Genomic DNA, 16566 nt, shown 5'->3' on the forward strand with positions numbered 1-16566 from the left:
AACCGTAGGCGGAGTCTTGACGCAGTGTCAATGCATTGCTGACACTGAGTCGGCGGGGTGCCTGGGTGGGGCCGACCTGTCGACCGAGAGGCTGACCCTGCGATGTCCAGACTGCTCGCCGCCGTGCTCACCATGGCGGCCGCCGCCGCTCTCGCGCTGGGGGCCGCGTTCGGCATCGTCGCGCTGCTCGACGCGACGCCGGACCAGCCGAACACGCCACTCATCACGTACGAGAACGCCGGTCGGGAGCGCTGAGGGGTGACCGGTGTGCCGGGAACCGTGACGGTCCGCTCCGCGTGGCACGACGTGCCGCGCCTCCAGGTACGCGAGTTCGCCGCGATCGCCATGGCCGAGGCACCCGCCCTCGCCGAGGAGATCCTGGGCGAGATCCGCCGCGAGTACCCGCACCTGCCCGTCGTCCTCGACGACTCCGGCGAACCGATGGCCCTCATCGGCATCCGCCGCGCGATCGAGGTCTTCGTGCAGCATCTGGAGACCGCCGAGGGCCGCCCGCGCGTCCCTCCCGGCGTCTTCCAGGAGTTCGGCCGCGGCGAGGGCCTGCACGGCCGCAGCCTCGACTCGCTCCAGGCGATCTACCGGCTCGGCGTACGCCTCGCCTGGCGTCGCTTCGCGGAGATCGGCCAGCGCGTGGAGATCCCGCCGCCCGCGATGTACGAGCTCGTCGACGCCGGATACGAATATCTGGACGGCCTGGTGGACCAGTCGGTGCGCGGCTACGCGGAGGCGGCCGCCCGGCAGGCGGGCGAGCGTCTGCGACTGCAACGCCGGCTGATGGAGCTGCTGCTCGCCGAGCACCATCGGGGCGACCCGGCCGACGCGCTCGCCGAACGCGCGGCCCGGATCGGCTGGACCCTCCCGGAGAAGGTCGCGGTCGGGGTCCTGTTACGCCCGGCCCGCGAGGCCATGGCGCCGGCCGTCGGGCAGGGCGTCCTGCTCGACATGGAGTACGAGCAGCCCCGCATGGTCGTCCCCGAACCGGACGCGGCCGGCCGCCCCGAACTCCTGCACCGCGCGCTGACCGGCTGGTCCGGCGCGATCGGACCGCCGGTGCCGCTGGCCGACGCGGCGAAGTCGCTGCGCTGGGCTGAGGCGGCGGTGCGTCTGATGGAACGGCGGCTGCTGCCCGCCGGGGAGGTGCTGCACTGCACCGAGCACACCGAGGCGCTCGTCCTCCTCCAGCCCGAGGAACTGATCGACGACCTCGCCCTGCGGTGTCTCGCGCCGCTGGCCCACTGTGGTCCCACCCACGGCCGCCGTCTCGCCGAGACGCTTCTCGCGTGGCTGGAGACGCGTGGGGGCGCGCCCGAGATCGCGGCACGCCTTGGTGTGCACCCGCAAACCGTTCGGTACCGTCTCCGGCAGATTCGGGAACTCTGGGGCGATGAGATCGATGATCCCGATCGCCGCTTCGAGCTGGAGCTGGTGCTTCGGGCGCAGCGGTTGCGGGGGGAGCTGGGGGATCCGCGCGGGCGGCGATAGGGCGCGTAACAGCTCGGGGGTGCGGGTGGTTGGGCGGCTGCGGCTCCGGTGGGGCTTCTCGCGCAGTTCCCCGCGCCCCTAAAAACATCAGGCCCCTGCGGGCCTGCAAAGCACGGGGCGCAGCCCCTGCTTTTCAGGGGCGCGGGGAACTGCGCGAGAAGCCCCACGCACCCGCACCCGACAACGCACCCCGCCCCACCCCACTCCCTCTCGATCGTCCGTGGTTATTGCCCGGTCAGCGCACTATGACTAGCCTGTGTTCGTCATGCCGATCGACCGTTGAAATTTCGAACATCGCCGCAGACAGCACACCGAACCGACTGACAGAGGGAGGGGGCCAACCGTGGGACGCCTCGTACCTGCCGTGACCCGGGCGCTCGACATATTGGAGCTCTTCCTGGACGGGGACGGCACGCTGTCCGCCCCCGACATCGTGCGCAGACTCCAACTGCCCCGCACCACCGTGCACGAGCTGGTCACCACGCTCGCCGCCCGGGGCTACATCGTCCAGGTACAGGGCCAGCCGGGGCGCTACCGCCTCGGAGTCCGCCCGTACCAGCTCGGCAGCCGCTACGCCGAGCAACTGGACCTCGCCGCCGAGGGCCAGCAGGTGGCCCGCTCCGTCGCCGAGACCTGCGACGAGACGGTGCACGTGGCGATCCTGGAGTACACCGACGTCATCTACATCGCCAAGGTCGACTCCACGCACGCCGTGCGCATGGTCTCCGCCGCGGGCCGCCGCCTCCCGGCGCACTGCACCTCCGTCGGCAAGATGCTCCTCGCCTCCCTTCCCGAGGCCGAGCTGAACGCCCGCATCCCGGACGACGCCGACCTCCTCGCCATGACTCCCAACAGCATCACCGACCCGGCCGCCCTGCGCGAGACCCTGGCCCGGATCCGTGAGCGGGGTCTCGCCGTGGAGAACCGAGAGTCCAACCCGGACGTCTCCTGCGTCGCCGCGCCGGTCCGCGACCGCACCGGCAGGGTCGTCGCCGCGATCTCCATCTCCGTCCCCATGATCCGCTGGAGCGACGAGCGCCGGATCGAGCTGGAGCAGCTCGCCGCCAAGGGCGCCGCGCAGCTGTCCGAGCGTCTCGGTCACCGGAGCGTGGCATGAGCACCCACACGAGTCACCCGGCCTACGAGGTCGCGGTCCGGGAGTACGCGGCCCTCGGTGAGGGTCCCACCTGGGACGCCGCCGCCCAGCGTCTGATCTGGATCGACATCCTAGGCTCCCGGGTCCACACCTACGACCCGGCCTCCGGCCGCCGCACGGTCCTCGTCACCGAGCAGCACGTCGGCGCGGTCAAGCCCCGCGCCGGCGGCGGCCTCGTCCTGAACCTCCGGGACGGCGTCGCCCTGACCGACCCCGACGGCTCCTTCCGCTGGCTGCACCACGAGCCCGTCCCGGGCCGCCGTGCCAACGACGCCGCCGTCGCCCCCGACGGCTCCCTCTTCGCCGGCACCATGCGCTACGACGAGGCCCCGGGCGGCGGCACCCTGGCCCGCTTCACCGCCGAGGGCCTCACCACGACCGTCCTCGACGACGTCGCCGTGAGCAACGGCACGGGCTGGAGCCCGGACGGCCGGCTGATGTACTACATCGACTCGCCGACCCGCCGGATCGACGTCTTCGACTACGTGGACACCGGGGACGGCGTCCGCCTGCCCGTCGACCGGCGCCCCTTCGTCACCATCGAGGACGGCGGCGGCTTCCCCGACGGCCTCACGGTCGACGCCGAGGGCTGTGTCTGGGTCGCCCTGTGGGAAGGGAACGCGGTCCGCCGCTACACCCCGGCCGGCACCCTCGACCGGGTCATCGCCCTCCCCACCCCCCGCCCCACGGCCTGCGCCTTCGCCGGCCCCGACCTGACCGACCTGTACATCACCACGGCCCGCACGGGAACGGACACCCCGCACCCCCTGTCGGGCTCCCTGCTGGTGGTACCGGGCGCGGGCAAGGGCCTCGCCCAGCCGGCGTTCGCCGGCTGAGCCCGGAGGGGCGTTCACTCACCTGCGGGTACACCGCTCTCCGCCCGAGACGCGGCGGAGAGCGCCCGTACCGCCTCGATCGCGGCCGGCTCGCGCAGCACCAGCGACACGGCCTCGATGTCCTGGAGCAGATCGGTGGGGTCGGAGGAGACCCTGAACTCGGGGAAGGCCGTACGACCGGACGCACCTGCCGGATCACCCGCACCCGAACCCTCGCCCGGACCCCAGCCGGAACCCGGACCCCACCCGGAACCCGGACCCCAGCCCGCATCCTCGCCCGGACCCCAGCCCGCACCTTCCCCCGCACCCCCGCCCGTTCCGCGGCCCGGGAAGACGAGCGGGCCCGAGAAGAGCGTGACCGTGGGCCCGCTCTCCGGTGAGTCCCTCCGCGTCGCCACCGCGTCCTGGATCGCCACGGCGGCGGCGAGGGCCTTCGCCCGGCCCGCCTCGTGCCCGAGGTCCAGCGCGGCGTCGTACGCACGGCGCCGCAGATCCTCGTCGAGGTGACGGGTCAGCCGCAGCAGGGCGTCCCGGATGAACGTCTCCCGGCGGGTGAGCCGCAGCTCGGGGGTGGCACGCAGCGCGAAGGGCACCCGGGAGTCGTCGACGGACCGGGTCAGCAGATACAGCGGCCGCAGCCGCCGATGGCTCGCGCGCACCCGCCAGCGGTCCTGCAGATACTGACCGCCGTGCGGCAGGATGAAGCCCACCGCTATGCAGATGGCCGCCAGGGCGGCGACCGGCGGTGCCACGTGCGTGCTCAGCCAGTCCAGGTCGTGCCCCGTCCAGCGGGCCACCACCGCCGTGAGCTTCGCGGCGTCGAACACCAGGTTGAGCGCACAGCCCAGGCCCAGCGCCTTCAGGCCGCCGCGCAGCCATACGTCCAGGCTCTCCGCGCGGACCCAGTTCCGTATCAACCGGTAGGTGATCAGACAGGCCGCCGTGTGCGCGACGAGGTAGAGCAGGATCTCCTCGCGTATGAAGGGCGTCGTGGCGTAGTACGTGTCCAGGTCGCGCAGCCGCTCGCGGGGGACGTCCGCCAGCGCGAACAGCACCCACAGGACGACGATCACCCCCGTGTACACGGCGACGACCCACCGCATGAGCCGACGGGTGGCCGGGGAGCGGTCGGCGGGGCCGTTGCGCCAGGTGACGATCAGCAGCAGACAGCACGCGCAGAACGCGGTGATCAGGGAGTACACCCAGGGCGCGGCGACGTTCGGGACGCCCACGACCCGGTTGGTCCACGCGATGACCGAGGGCACCGCGAACACGAACACGCAGCAGGCGAGCAGCAACACCCCGCCGACCGCCCGCAGCAGCGAGTCCCGCCACAGCTTCACGATGCTGGGCAGCTTGATCACCAGGGCGGCGGTCAGGACGGCCGTGGGGATCCAGAACGAGATGTACAGGTCGCCGAAGAAGTCGGCGGGACCGCCCGCGCCGAGGGTCCCGGTCGTCGCCGCGGGCACGGCCGTCCCCCTCATCTCCCGTGCCGGCGATAGCCCAGGGACGCCTGGATGGCCTGCCCGACGGGGTCGCCGGACCCCGCTGTCCCGGACGCCCCGGCCGTTCCGCCGGCTGCCGGGGACCCGCTCTGCCCGGTGTCCACCCAGGAGCGGAAGGCGGTCGCCAGCCGGTGGCCGAAGTCCTCGGCCTCCTTCTCGTCCGACTCGTGCGAGCCGTTGCGGGCCGCGACGGGCGTACCGCCCCGCCCGAGAGCGGCCGACAGCTCGGGGGAGAGCGGCGGCAGCGCGGACGCGCGCTCGCCGCTCCTGTCCGGGTCCACGGCCTCCGCCGTGAGCGCCGCCGCGTCCGCCCCCGGCAGATGATGATGGCAGTGCCCGGCGTGCATGTGCCACAACTCGTGCCCCAGGATGACCAGTTGCTGCACGGTCTCGGCCCGCTCCTCGACGATCACCAGATCGAAGTCGGGGAACTCCATCCACAGTCCGGTCACCCCGATCCCGTCCGGGAACCGCTCGAACCGCAGCTTCACCGGCCGCCCGCCGCGTCGCGCGCTCATCTCCTCGCACAGCGCCGCGCCCAACTCCCGTACGCCGACGGGCGCGTCGAACCTTCCCCGCACCGCCTTGCTGAGCCAGGCCGTCAACGTCCGCATCTCGGCGGCGGACGGCGACGGCCCCAGCGCGCCCCGCACCCTGCCGAGCACCGCGCGCAGCCCGGTGGACCTCATGGGCCGCCGGCCGCCCGGGCGTTCGCCGCGGCGTATCACCGGGCTTCCTCGTCGTCGACGCCGAGCAACCCTTCGAGCATGACGGCGAGCGCCTCCTGCTTGCGCGGGGTGAGCCGTTGCCCGCGCAGCGCGAGCGTGACGACGCCGTGCCGGGTGGCGAACTCGACCAGCGGCCCGTCGTCGTGCGCGCCCCCTTCGAGTCCCGCCAGGATCCGCCCGAGTTCGCGGTTCAGGACGGTCGCGGCCGGGTCGGTGAAGAACCGGACGCCCTCCTCGATCCCGAAGAACTCCGCGAGTTCGGTCAGGTCGGGCACGTTCGGCATCTTCCGGCCGAGCAGCAGCTGCCGGGCCCACTCGGGGCTGATCGAGAGCCGCTCCGCGACCTCCCTGCCGACCTCTCCGGCCCGCTTCCCGCTCCGCGCGACATACGCCTCGTGCACCGCCCGCACCCGTCGGCGCACCCGGTCGTCGACCCGGTCCGCCACCGGCGCGTCCCCGTCGAGCAGGGCCCGCACCTCTTCCTCACCGAGGGCCGTACGGTCCGCCAGGGCTCTCGCGTCGAGCAGGCGGCCCCGGTCGGCACCGGTCTCCGCGATACGGACGTCCAGTCGCGTCAGGGTCTCGGCAAGGGAATCGGGAAGCGCAGACACGCGCCGACCCTACGTGCCGCCGCCTGCCCACACCACGAGATTCCAACGATCGTTGAATTCCGACCAACGATGGTTGTGCTACCGGGAAGAGGGTGAGATCCGTGCCCTTCCAGGGGCGCGGGGAACTGCGCGAGCAACCACGGACGACCCGCACCCGCCCGTCAACAACGCCCGGCAGGCGCGCAGGCGCACGCCCCGTCCGGCCGCGAGACCCCATTGACTGGCCCCGACATCGACCATAGCGTCCCGTTCGACGCAACGAGCACCATCCGCAATACCGAACACCGAGTACTGAAGGGCCGCCCCGAGATGACCCGCACCGCCCGCTTCACCCTCGACCCCGCCTTCAAGGTCGGCGAGGTCAACCCCCGACTCTTCGGCTCCTTCGTCGAACACCTCGGCCGCTGCGTCTACACCGGCATCTTCGAACCGGACCACCCCACCGCCGACGAGGCCGGCCTGCGCACCGACGTCCTGGACCTGGTCCGCGAACTGGGCGTCACCACGATCCGCTACCCCGGCGGCAACTTCGTCTCCGGCTACAAGTGGGAGGACTCCGTCGGCCCCGCCGAGGACCGTCCCCGCCGCCTCGACCTCGCCTGGCGCTCGACCGAGACCAACCGCTTCGGCCTCTCCGAGTACATCGGCTTCCTGAAGAAGATCGGCCCCCGGGCCGAGCCGATGATGGCCCTCAACCTCGGCACCCGGGGCGTCGCCGAGGCCCTCGAACTCCAGGAGTACGCCAACCACCCGGCCGGCACCGCCCTCGCCGACCTCCGCGCCGCCCACGGCGACAAGGACCCCTTCGGCATCAGCCTGTGGTGCCTGGGCAACGAGATGGACGGCCCCTGGCAGACCGGCCACAAGACGGCGACGGAGTACGGCCGCATCGCCGCCGAGACGGCCCGCGCGATGCGCCAGATGGACCCGTCCGTGGAACTGGTCGCCTGCGGTTCCTCCAGCCAGTCCATGCCGACGTTCGCCGAGTGGGAGGCGACGGTCCTGGCGGAGACGTACGACCTCGTCGACTACATCTCCCTGCACGCCTACTACCAGCCCGAGGACGGCGACCTCGACTCCTTCCTGGCCTCCGCCGTCGACATGGAGTCCTTCATCGAGAACGTGGTCGCCACCTGTGACCATGTGGGCGCCAGGCTGAAGTCGAAGAAGAAGATCAACCTCTCCTTCGACGAGTGGAACGTCTGGTACATCTCGAAGTGGCACGAGATCGAGAACTCCGGCGCGCGGGACTGGGCGGAGGCCCCCCGTCTGCTGGAGGACAACTACAGCGTCACCGACGCCGTCGTCTTCGGCTCCCTCCTCATCGCCCTCCTGCGCCACGCCGACCGCGTGACCGTCGCCTGCCTCGCCCAGCTCGTCAACGTCATCGCCCCGATCATGACCGAACCGGGCGGCCCGGCCTGGCGGCAGACCACGTTCTTCCCCTTCGCCCAGGCCGCGAAGTACGGCCGGGGCGAGGTGCTCGACGTACGGGTGGACTCGCCGACGTACGAGACGAAGAAGTACGGCGAGACGGATCTGCTGCACGCGACGGCGGTGCGCGCCGAGGACGGGTCGGTGACCGTGTTCGCGGTCAACCGGGGCCGTACGGAAGCGCTGCCGCTGGAAGTCGCCCTGAACGGGCTGGAGTTGACCCGGGTCGTCGAGCACAGCGCACTGGCCGACGCGGACCCCGACGCGCGGAACACGCTCGCCGAGCCCGAGCGGGTCGTCCCGCACACGGGTGAGGGGGCGTCACTTCGGGACGGCGTGCTGAGCGCGGTCCTCGAACCGCTGTCGTGGAACGTCATCCGGCTCGCCTGAGGGGACGGGCCGCCAGGCCTCCGGCCCACCTCCCGCGCCCCGCCGGGGCGCGGGACCGCCGTGGTGCACGCGTGGTCGACAATGTTGGCCATGAGGATCTCGGCACGGGCGGATTACGCCGTACGCGCGGTACTGGAAGTCGCCGTACGGCAGGACAGCGGTCCGGTGAAGGCGGAAGTCATCGCGACCGTGCAGGAGATTCCGCACAAGTTCCTGGAGGGCATCCTCGGGGACCTGAGGCGGGGCGGCGTCGTCACCAGCCGGCGCGGCGGCAGCGGCGGTTACCAGCTCGCCAGGGACGCCGCCGCGATCACCGTCGCCGACGTCATCAGGGCGGTGGACGGCCCCATCGTGTCGGTGCGCGGCGAACGGCCCACCGGCCTGACCTACACGGGCTCCGCCGAGCCGCTGCTGCCGCTGTGGATCGCGCTGCGGGCCAACGTCCGCCGCATCCTGGAGGGCGTCACGGTGGCCGACATCGCGGCGAACGCGCTGCCCGAGCCGGTGAAGGAGCTGGCGGCGGAACCGGCGGCCTGGGAGAACCCGTAAGGAGGTCCGCGCCCGGCCTCCGCGCACACAATCCTCACCCCCTCCTCAGTCCTTCCTCAGCTCGATCTCGTACCGTTGCCGTTCGGCTCATCCCTACCTAACCGGTGGGAAAGCCAGGGAAAAGCGGCGGCGGCAACGGAAGACGGGACGAAGGACGCATGCGGACGCTGGTACTGCTCGCGCTGGCGGGCCTGGGCGCACAGCTCGTGGACGGCAGCCTGGGCATGGCCTACGGCGTGACCTCGACGACGCTGCTGCTCGCCATGGGCACCAACCCGGCGGCCGCGTCGGCCACGGTGCACCTCGCCGAGATCGGCACGACCCTGATGTCGGGCGCCTCGCACTGGCGGTTCGGGAACGTGGACTGGAAGGTCGTCACCAGGATCGGAGTGCCGGGCGCGGTGGGCGCGTTCCTCGGCGCGACGGTCCTCTCGTCGCTGTCGACCGAGGTCGCGGCCCCCATGATGTCGCTGATCCTCCTCGGCCTCTACCTCTGATCTTGGCCAGTGCTCCGCCCTTCAGGGCGGAGGTGAAGGCCGGCCTTGGCCCGGAGGCGCGAAGCGCCGGAGTGCTCTGCGTCTTCGGGGTGACGGTCAGAGGGGACGTTGCTGGTTTTCGATGTACTGCTTGACGACGCTCAGGGGTGCTCCGCCGCATGATCCTGCGAAGTAGGAGCCGGACCAGAAGTGTCCGCCCCACAGGTACCGGCGGACGTGGCTGTCGTATTCCTGGCGGAGCCTGCGGGAGCTGACGCCCTTGAGGGAGTTGACCAGTTTGGAGAGCTGGACCTTGGGCGGGTAGTGCACGAGCAGGTGGACGTGGTCCTGTTCGCCGTTGAACTGTTTCAGCTCGGCCTCGAAGTCCGTGCAGACCTCTCGCATGATCTCTTCGGTGCGGGTCAGCATGGCGTCGGTGAGCGCGTTCCGCCGGTACTTGGTGACGAAAACCAAGTGAACGTGCAGGTTGTGGACAACATGGCGACCGGTTCTGACATCGGGATGAGGGTTCCAGCGTGGTGACATAAACCAATGCTAGATTCTCGATCGTGAGTCAAGGCACCCTGGTCAAGCGGCAGTTCGGGCACCGTGCCCGGCTTGCGCTGTCGCCTGCCGGGATTCGCGCAGCGGATGACCAGGCGCACGCGGCCCGCACGATGTGGAACCTGCTGCACGCCTGGTGGCAGATGATGCCGAAGGAAAAGCGGACACTCGCGCACGCGGACGCCGCGATCCGCCAGGCCCGCAAGGACATCGACTTCCTCGCCGTCCTGCCCGCCCAGGCCGCGCAAGCGGTACTCAAGACGTACGTCCAGGCATGGAAGAACTGCTGGGACGGGCGCGCCGACGCCCCGAACTTCAAGGGCCGCCTCCGCACCGTGATGTCCGTGGACATCCCGCAGGGCCGCGACCTGAACATCACCCGCGTGCACCGACGCTGGGGCATGGTCAACCTTCCCAAGGTGGGCCGGGTCCGCTTCCGCTGGACCAAGGACCTGCCCGTGGGCAAGCGCGCCGACACGGAGAACCGGATCACCGGGGCGCGGCTGGTCAAGGACGCGCTCGGCTGGCACATCGCCTTCCGTGTCCAGACCCTGGAGCCCAGGCCCGATCCGCACCAGGGGCCGGACATCGGTATCGACGTGGGCGTCACCGTGCCCATCGCCCTCTCGAACGGCGAAACCTACGGGCACGGGGCATGGCTGACGGAGAAGGAGAAGGCCAGGCTCCTGCACCTGGAGCAGCGCGCCGCGCAGCGTAAGCAGCACCGCAGGCCCGGCGAGCGCACCAGCCGCCGACTGCACCACACCTACGACCAGATCGCAGAACTCCGCGCGAAAGCCAAGCGCCGGGCCCTGGACTGGCAGCACAAGACCACCACCGCCATCGCCCGCCCGTACGTACGTACGTACGGCACGGTCGTGGTCGAAGCACTCACCCTCACGAACATGGTCAAGTCCGCCAGGGGAACGGTTGAAGAGCCGGGCAAGAACGTCGCCCAGAAATCCGGGCTGAACCGCTCCATCAGCCAGGAGGCATGGGGTCGCACCGTCACCATGCTGGCGTACAAGACCGCCCAACTCGGCGGCACCCTGGTCAAGGTCCCCGCCCCGGGCACCTCCCGGCGCTGCTCGGCGTGCGGCTTCACCACGCCCGGCAGCCGGGAGTCCCAGGCCGTGTTCGTGTGCAAGAACCCGGACTGCGGCTGGTCGGGCAACGCGGCCCGCAACGTCCTGCACCTGTACCGGACGAGCCTCGCGCTCGTCCCGGCTGCCGGGAGGGCAGTCGTCAGGCGCGCCAAGCGCGTCAAGCCCGCTGCCGCGAGGTAAGCAGGAATCTCCCGGCTTCAGCCGGGAGAGCACTTCAAGTCCTGTCCCGCTTCACCCGGCGCGGCCTGCCCCGGGAACGTCTCGGCCGGCCGCTGCGGAAGCGGTTCCTCTCCCCGCTGGGCCTGGTCGCGGGCTTCCTGGACGTGACCGGCGGGGGCGGCTGGGGCCCGGTCGGTACACCGGCACTCCTCGCGAGCGGCCGCATGGAACCCCGTAAGGTCATCGGCTCCATCGACACGAGCGAGTTCCTCGTCGCGGTCGCCGCGAGCCTGGGCTTCCTCTTCTCCCTCGCCTCCCAGGGCTTGGACTGGGCGTGGGTCGCCGCGTTCCTGCTGGGCGGCCTGATCGCCGCGCCGATCGCCGCGTGGCTGGTCCGCCTGGTCCCGCCGCGCGTACTGGGTTCGGCGGTGGGCGGCGTCGACGAGCCGCTGGCAACCCGTCGCTGACAGCCGGCCGGACCGCCAGGGTCACGGGCGCCCCGGAGCTCCGTCCTGAGTTCAGCCCCGTTCGCAGCGGTCGAGTGCGGCACGGACCCGGCTGAGCCCCTCCACCCTCCAGTGCCCCCGGTCGGGCAACTGGTCGTCTCGGCGCCACCGCCAGGCCGAGAACATCGCCCAGTTCAGGGCACGGCAGCGCTGGACCAGACCGTGGTCGGCCCCCGCGTAGTGCTGTGCCACGTCCTCGGGCGCGTGGGCGAGGTCGAACTCCACCGGCCCACGGCAACACGTGGCCAGGTCCACGAAGAGCGGGCCTCGCCGTGTGCTGAGGAGGTTGCCCGGATGGGGCTCGCCGTGCAGCAGCTGTTCGTCGGCCTTCTCCGCGCCGATCTCGGTGCTCAGCTCGCCGAGGGCGTCGCTGAGGAGTTCCCGGCCGGAATCGGGCAGTTCGGGGGAACGCTCCCGGTCGTTCACCTCTCTGAGCGCCGCGGCGACTCGATCGGTGACATGCGGCGCGTCCAGAGCGATCCGGCGCAGGGCGGCATGATGCCGCAGGAACGCGTCCGCGTAGGCGGCCCCGTCGATCTCCGCTCCCACCGGTTCGTAGTAGGTCCAGAGCGAGACGGCGAAGGCGTCACGCACATGGACCCGGGGCTCGACCCGGGGATCGAGTTCCGCCACCGGAGCCCCGGCATCGGCGAGACGGCGGGCGACCTCCACTTCGAACTCGGAATCGGCCAGGTGCCCCACAGGCGCGACCCGAACCAGCACGTCGCACGGAGCCAGGCGCAGCGCGACCCGGTCCGAATCGTGGACGACGACCACATCGTCCACCCGAAGTCCCAGCCCCGAAGCGGTCATCCGCCCCGCCTCGACCGCGCGGCGCAGCTCCGACGGCTCCATGACGCCCTCCCTGAATCACGTTCGTCGTTGTAGGCCACGCGCCCCTTCCACCTGTACGGGCTCCAGGAGCAGGGCGGAACCCGTGGTCTCACCCCAGCCGCACGGCCAGTGTCACCTCCGCGCCCGCTCCTGTCATGGCCGTCGTCACCGTCAGGCGGTCCGTGACCAGGTGGGCCAGCCAGAGGCCGCGGCCGGGGCAGGTGTCGGTGAGGCCGGGGAGGAGTTCCGGGATGGCGGGGGTGAAGCCGGGGCCGTTGTCGGTGATGCGGCACTCCAGTTCATGGGGGAGGAGGCGCAGTTCCAGGCGGCCCTGACCGCCCGCGTGTTCGACCGCGTTGGCCGCGATCTCGCTGACCGCGAGGGTGAACTCGCCGAGCCGTACGCCGCCCAGGCCCGCCGCCGCGGCCGTGTCCTCGACCTGGGCGCGCACCTGGGGGAGGTTCTCTCCGGTGAAGTGGCGTTTCAGCAGAAGCGTTTCGGGAGGGAGGGGCGGCGCCTCGCCGCCGGAGCCCGCCACCGCGCCGGTCGCCCCGGCGCCACCCTTCCTCTCCCCGCCCGGCATCACGGCCGCCTCCTCTCGATGGGTGTCGATGGGTACGGACACGGGTCGTTGGGAGTCAAAGGCGAACTGCCGCACCTCGCCCACGCTAGCCGTGCTCGCCCGATGCGTACCCAGCGGATCGAGAGGGCATCACGCCTGGTCGTAACCGTATGAATTCGATCGGGTGGTGATCGGATGCGCCCGACCTCTGCTGATCGGTTTCCGTCGATCGATCAGGGCAGAGGGGTCCCGACACGACATCGGCTCCCTCCCGCACGGTCCGGCAGGGAGCCGACGGCTAGTCGCTCGTCTGTGTCAGCCCGTCTCCACCCCCACCGTCAGCGACCCCGCGTACCCGGCCGTCGGGGAGCTGCCCAGGGCTGTCAGGGTGAGGAGCCCGGACGCGGCGCCCCCGTCGTCGTAGATCGAGTCCTGGGCGAGGGTGGTGCGGGGGACCCGGTTCGCCGAGTAGGGGGAGAGCGCGGCGACGCGGGTGGTGACGGTCTCGGAGAAGTAGAGCTGGCCGGTGTGGAGCTCCTGGCCGCCCGTGAACGAGCCGTCGGGGGTGAGTGTGACGTCGGTGTGCACCTTGAGGTGGATGTGGATGCACCGGCCCCGGTACCAGCCGGGGTAGACCGTGGTGATCCGGGCGACGCCGCCGGCGTTCGACAGGACGGCGCCGCGCAGGAACGTGCCGTTGTCGGGCTCGTCGTGGCCGTTGTCGCCGACGAAGCCGGAGTACTCGCCGAGGGCGTCGCAGTGCCAGACCTCCACGAGGGCGTTGCCCAGCGGGGCGCAGGTGTCGTCGTCGACGACGGTGAGGGTGAGCTGGAGCGGGAAGCCGGTCTTGTCCTCCCTGATGTCGGCGCGGATCAGTTGTCTGTCGAGGTGGTAGGGGCCTTCGGTCATCTCCTTCGTGAGGGTGCAGACGGCCGCGGCGGCCACGGGGGCGGTGTCCCCGGTGTCGGCCGCCGCGGATGTGGGGGCTTCAGGCGTGGCGGCGGCGCCGACGGCCAGGGTGGCGGCCGTGGCGCCGGTGGCGATCAGGACGGTCCGGCGACCGACCGAGGTCGCCCCGGTTGTCTCTGAGAGCGCCGATGGGAGCGCTGATGAGGGCGCTGATGCATCTGAGGGCACTGAAGTGTCTGTCATGAACACGGCACCCTAGAAGCGGAAGCTGTCCGCCCGCTGTCAGTTCGGCAAAGTGAGTAATCGTCAAGTTCCTTGCAGGACAAGTGAGTTGACGGTCAGAGCGGACGCCCCCGACGATCGCCTCAGGTCGCGAGGTAGCCCCCGTCGGCGAGGAGCACCGCACCGGTGATGTAGCCGGCCCTGTCGGAGGCCAGGAACGCCACCGCCTCGGCGATCTCCTCGGGCTCGCCGGCCCGGGTGAGCGGCGTGCTCTGGCTGAACGTCTCGAAGATCTCCCCCGCCGTGTCGACGGCCATGTCGGTACGGATCGGGCCGGGGGCCACGGAGTTGACGCGCACGCCCGCCGCGCCGAACTCGACGGCCCACGACCGGGTCAGCGCGTCCATCGCGGCCTTGGAGGCGTTGTACACGGAGCCCACCGCGGTCCCGATCTGCCCGGCGATCGACGACACGTTGACGATCGCGCCCTTCTTCCTGGCCACCATGGCCGGCACGAGCGCGGCCGTGAGGAAGTAGGTCGCACGGACGTTGACGTCGAAGATCCGCTCGTAGCCGTCGAGCGACTGCTCGGGGGTCGGCGCGAACGGGAAGACACCCGCGTTGTTCACGAGCACGTCCACCTCGCCGACCTCCTCGGCGAGCCTGCGGACCTCGTCGATGTTCCCGACGTCCGCGACGACGAAGTGGCCCGTGCCGCCCGCCCGTTCGATCAGCTCGATCGTCTCCTTGCCCTGCTCGGTCCTGCGCCCGGTCACATAGACGGTGGCACCCGCCTCCGCGAGCTTGACCGCGATCGCGCGGCCGATGCCCGACGTGGCGCCGGTGACGAGTGCCTTCTTGCCCTGAAGTTCGTTGGTCGACATGCCCGCAACGGTGGCCCCGCCGGATCGTCGGCGCATAAATTCCGTATATACCGCCTGGTCAGGGCGTGATCGCACACCTCAACCGGTCAGCGCCGGTGTGCGCAGCACGAAGTAGAGGCGCACGAACCGCGGCAGCCGGTAGCGGCCGAGCACGAGCGGCTCGATGAGGTGGACCCCCGCGAGCGACTCCAGCATCCGCTCGATCTCGCCGGGGTCGGCCCCGGACATCCGCGCCGCCTCCTGGGAGTCGATCACCTCGGTGTCCTGGCGCGCGAAGCACAGGAGCAGGTGCCGTTCCGGGTCGCTCAGCAGCTGGTCGGCCGCGATCATCGGGGCCAGCATCGCGACGCAGTCGGACGGGAGTGTGCCGGTGGGCTGTCTCTCCCGGTCCAGCTGCGCGAGGAACATCCCGATCGTCCAGTCGGGGCGCGAGGCGAGCTTGCCGGCGATCACCCTGATCGGGGCCGGCAGTCGCGAGAAGCGTTCCAGCAGCGCCCCGGCCTGCTCGGGTTCCGCGTCCGCGCGCGCCGGTCCGATGGTCCGGCGGAAGAACTCCCGCGCCTCCCGCTCGGTCAGCCCGGCGATCTGCACCCAGGTCACACCGGGCAGCTCGTGCAACCGGCGGACACTCGTGAGGATCATCGCCGAGCCGGGCGTGGCCAGCTCGCGTACGGACTCCGCGTCCCGCACGTCGTCGACCACGACGAGGAACCGCTTGCCGCGCGCCTTCTCCCGCCACAGTGCGGCCTTGTCGCCGGCCGGGTTCTCCACGCCGACCGCCCGCAACAGCTCACCGGCGACGTCCTCGCCCCTGACGACGATCTGCCCGTCCGGGAAACGGCCCTTGACGAGGTGGCCGATCCGGGTGGCCAGCACGGTCTTGCCGCTGCCGCGCATACCGGTGATGCCCACGGTGCCCGGCAGCGTCCGCAGTGCCCGCGCGATCTCCTCGGCGCGCCCGGTGAAGTCGATCAGGTCCGGCAGCAGCTGCTCCGGTCTGCGCGGCGCGGTGAGTTCGCCGCTGAGGATCTGCGCGTGGACCCGGCGCAGCTCCGGCCCCGGTTCGAGGCCGAGTTCCTCGCCGAGCAGGGCGCGCGCCCGGTGGTAGTGGTCGAGCGCCTCGCCCTGTCTGCCCTCCAGGTAGAGCGCGCGCATCAGGAGGGCGCGGGGACGCTCCCTCAGGGGGAAGGCGGCGACGTGGGCCTGTAGCTCCAGCACGTCCGGCAGGCGTTCGAGGCAGTCCTCGCGCGTCTTGAGCCGGCGGTCGCCGAGCCGCACCCGCTGGGCGTCGAAGTAGGCGCCCCGGAGGCCCTCCAGGGGCTCGCCGCCGCAGTCGTCGACGATCTCCGCGCGGGCCGTGTACCCGCCGTCCCTGGACTTCAGGTCCAGCTCAGGCAGCGCCTTGCGGATCTTGTACACGTACGTCCGTAACGCCATCACCGCGCTCGGCGTCGGGTCGTCCCAGACCATGCCGATCAGCTGGTCGTTGCTCAGCCGGACGCCGTTGTTCAGCAGCAACGCCGCCAGCACCGCCCGCTGTTGGCGTGGCCCCAGCTCGATCTCCTCCTCGTCGCGCCAGGCTCGTACCGGTCCCATCAGCGAGAATCGCAGGCTCATGCGACAGCACAACGC

18 protein-coding genes are annotated in these 16566 nt (G+C 71.2%); 9 read left to right on the forward strand and 9 right to left on the reverse strand.

Annotated features, from left to right (window positions below; translation table 11 throughout):
- Positions 1–102 precede the first annotated feature (102 nt).
- The 4 genes from HW837_RS25460 (at position 103) to HW837_RS25475 (ending at position 3492) form a co-directional block, all read left to right on the forward strand.
- On the forward strand, positions 103–255 hold the full coding sequence (locus tag HW837_RS25460) for a hypothetical protein (RefSeq protein WP_177261771.1): 153 nt from the start codon (positions 103–105) through the stop codon (positions 253–255).
- A 3-nt stretch (positions 256–258) separates the two neighbouring features.
- Positions 259–1500: a PucR-like N-terminal domain-containing protein gene (locus HW837_RS25465; protein ID WP_045557873.1), complete on the forward strand. Its 1242-nt coding sequence runs from the start codon at positions 259–261 to the stop codon at positions 1498–1500.
- A gap of 343 nt (positions 1501–1843) precedes the next feature.
- On the forward strand, positions 1844–2617 hold the full coding sequence (locus HW837_RS25470) for an IclR family transcriptional regulator (protein WP_045557874.1): 774 nt from the start codon (positions 1844–1846) through the stop codon (positions 2615–2617).
- Complete coding sequence (locus HW837_RS25475; protein ID WP_045557875.1) at positions 2614–3492, forward strand: SMP-30/gluconolactonase/LRE family protein; 879 nt, start codon at positions 2614–2616, stop codon at positions 3490–3492. Before HW837_RS25470 ends, HW837_RS25475 begins: the two co-directional genes overlap by 4 nt.
- Before the next feature lie 14 nt (positions 3493–3506).
- Here the strand turns inward: HW837_RS25475 and HW837_RS25480 are convergent, their stop codons facing one another.
- Genes HW837_RS25480 through HW837_RS25490 form a run of 3 tightly spaced genes read right to left on the reverse strand, consistent with a single transcriptional unit; the run spans position 3507 to position 6339 of the window.
- Positions 3507–4979 carry an MAB_1171c family putative transporter gene (locus tag HW837_RS25480; RefSeq protein ID WP_193380038.1) on the reverse strand — a complete coding sequence of 491 codons (1473 nt, stop codon included), beginning with the start codon at positions 4977–4979 and terminating at the stop codon, positions 3507–3509.
- Positions 4976–5689, reverse strand: a complete 714-nt coding sequence (locus tag HW837_RS25485; protein WP_237270355.1) for a toxin-antitoxin system, toxin component — start codon at positions 5687–5689, stop codon at positions 4976–4978. The genes HW837_RS25480 and HW837_RS25485 overlap by 4 nt, the downstream gene beginning before the upstream one ends.
- Positions 5690–5724: 35 nt before the next feature.
- On the reverse strand, positions 5725–6339 hold the full coding sequence (locus tag HW837_RS25490; RefSeq protein WP_045557877.1) for a hypothetical protein: 615 nt from the start codon (positions 6337–6339) through the stop codon (positions 5725–5727).
- Positions 6340–6648: 309 nt separating this feature from the next.
- Between HW837_RS25490 and arfA the strand changes: the two genes are divergently transcribed.
- From arfA to HW837_RS25505, 3 genes are all read left to right on the forward strand, one after another.
- On the forward strand, positions 6649–8163 hold the full coding sequence (arfA, locus tag HW837_RS25495) for an arabinosylfuranosidase ArfA (protein ID WP_045557878.1): 1515 nt from the start codon (positions 6649–6651) through the stop codon (positions 8161–8163).
- A 90-nt stretch (positions 8164–8253) separates the two neighbouring features.
- On the forward strand, positions 8254–8712 hold the full coding sequence (locus tag HW837_RS25500) for an RrF2 family transcriptional regulator (protein WP_045557879.1): 459 nt from the start codon (positions 8254–8256) through the stop codon (positions 8710–8712).
- 158 nt (positions 8713–8870) lie between these two features.
- A complete protein-coding gene (locus HW837_RS25505) occupies positions 8871–9209 on the forward strand; it encodes a sulfite exporter TauE/SafE family protein (protein WP_237270356.1) in 339 nt (112 codons plus the stop codon).
- A 96-nt stretch (positions 9210–9305) separates the two neighbouring features.
- Here the strand turns inward: HW837_RS25505 and tnpA are convergent, their stop codons facing one another.
- On the reverse strand, positions 9306–9734 hold the full coding sequence (gene tnpA, locus HW837_RS25510) for an IS200/IS605 family transposase (RefSeq protein ID WP_078853443.1): 429 nt from the start codon (positions 9732–9734) through the stop codon (positions 9306–9308).
- 23 nt (positions 9735–9757) lie between these two features.
- On the opposite strand from tnpA, the gene HW837_RS25515 reads away from it, so the two are divergent.
- Together HW837_RS25515 and HW837_RS25520 are read left to right on the forward strand one after the other, a co-directional pair.
- Positions 9758–11038 (forward strand): RNA-guided endonuclease InsQ/TnpB family protein, encoded by a 1281-nt coding sequence (locus HW837_RS25515; RefSeq protein WP_193382442.1) that lies wholly within the window; start codon positions 9758–9760, stop codon positions 11036–11038.
- Positions 11039–11103: 65 nt separating this feature from the next.
- Positions 11104–11484: a sulfite exporter TauE/SafE family protein gene (locus tag HW837_RS25520; protein ID WP_269153635.1), complete on the forward strand. Its 381-nt coding sequence runs from the start codon at positions 11104–11106 to the stop codon at positions 11482–11484.
- Between the two features lie 51 nt (positions 11485–11535).
- Here HW837_RS25520 and HW837_RS25525 read toward each other — a convergent pair whose 3' ends face one another.
- The 5 genes from HW837_RS25525 to HW837_RS25545 all read right to left on the reverse strand — a co-directional run bounded on the left by HW837_RS25525 (position 11536) and on the right by HW837_RS25545 (position 16551).
- On the reverse strand, positions 11536–12378 hold the full coding sequence (locus HW837_RS25525) for a phosphotransferase (protein WP_193380036.1): 843 nt from the start codon (positions 12376–12378) through the stop codon (positions 11536–11538).
- A gap of 88 nt (positions 12379–12466) precedes the next feature.
- Positions 12467–12982: an ATP-binding protein gene (locus tag HW837_RS25530; protein WP_234442526.1), complete on the reverse strand. Its 516-nt coding sequence runs from the start codon at positions 12980–12982 to the stop codon at positions 12467–12469.
- Between the two features lie 252 nt (positions 12983–13234).
- Complete coding sequence (locus tag HW837_RS25535; RefSeq protein ID WP_193380035.1) at positions 13235–14071, reverse strand: intradiol ring-cleavage dioxygenase; 837 nt, start codon at positions 14069–14071, stop codon at positions 13235–13237.
- A 122-nt stretch (positions 14072–14193) separates the two neighbouring features.
- Complete coding sequence (locus HW837_RS25540; protein ID WP_193380034.1) at positions 14194–14934, reverse strand: SDR family NAD(P)-dependent oxidoreductase; 741 nt, start codon at positions 14932–14934, stop codon at positions 14194–14196.
- A 78-nt stretch (positions 14935–15012) separates the two neighbouring features.
- The gene (locus tag HW837_RS25545; protein ID WP_093789221.1) at positions 15013–16551 is read right to left on the reverse strand and encodes an AfsR/SARP family transcriptional regulator; all 1539 of its coding nucleotides are present in this window, start codon (positions 16549–16551) and stop codon (positions 15013–15015) included.
- Positions 16552–16566: the final 15 nt, after the last annotated feature.

Origin of the sequence: Streptomyces caniscabiei, from assembly GCF_014930365.1 — a bacterium.
Classification (GTDB): domain Bacteria; phylum Actinomycetota; class Actinomycetes; order Streptomycetales; family Streptomycetaceae; genus Streptomyces; species Streptomyces caniscabiei.

Coding starts and splice junctions, on each gene's coding strand:
- HW837_RS25460 (WP_177261771.1), top strand. CDS start 103: ATGTCCAGACTGCTCGCCGCCGTGCTCACCATGGCGGCCGCCGCCGCT.
- HW837_RS25475 (WP_045557875.1), top strand. CDS start 2,614: ATGAGCACCCACACGAGTCACCCGGCCTACGAGGTCGCGGTCCGGGAG.
- HW837_RS25480 (WP_193380038.1), bottom strand. CDS start 4,979: ATGAGGGGGACGGCCGTGCCCGCGGCGACGACCGGGACCCTCGGCGCG.
- HW837_RS25485 (WP_237270355.1), bottom strand. CDS start 5,689: ATGAGGTCCACCGGGCTGCGCGCGGTGCTCGGCAGGGTGCGGGGCGCG.
- arfA (WP_045557878.1), top strand. CDS start 6,649: ATGACCCGCACCGCCCGCTTCACCCTCGACCCCGCCTTCAAGGTCGGC.
- HW837_RS25500 (WP_045557879.1), top strand. CDS start 8,254: ATGAGGATCTCGGCACGGGCGGATTACGCCGTACGCGCGGTACTGGAA.
- HW837_RS25505 (WP_237270356.1), top strand. CDS start 8,871: ATGCGGACGCTGGTACTGCTCGCGCTGGCGGGCCTGGGCGCACAGCTC.
- tnpA (WP_078853443.1), bottom strand. CDS start 9,734: ATGTCACCACGCTGGAACCCTCATCCCGATGTCAGAACCGGTCGCCAT.
- HW837_RS25525 (WP_193380036.1), bottom strand. CDS start 12,378: ATGGAGCCGTCGGAGCTGCGCCGCGCGGTCGAGGCGGGGCGGATGACC.
- HW837_RS25535 (WP_193380035.1), bottom strand. CDS start 14,071: ATGACAGACACTTCAGTGCCCTCAGATGCATCAGCGCCCTCATCAGCG.
- HW837_RS25540 (WP_193380034.1), bottom strand. CDS start 14,934: ATGTCGACCAACGAACTTCAGGGCAAGAAGGCACTCGTCACCGGCGCC.
- HW837_RS25545 (WP_093789221.1), bottom strand. CDS start 16,551: ATGAGCCTGCGATTCTCGCTGATGGGACCGGTACGAGCCTGGCGCGAC.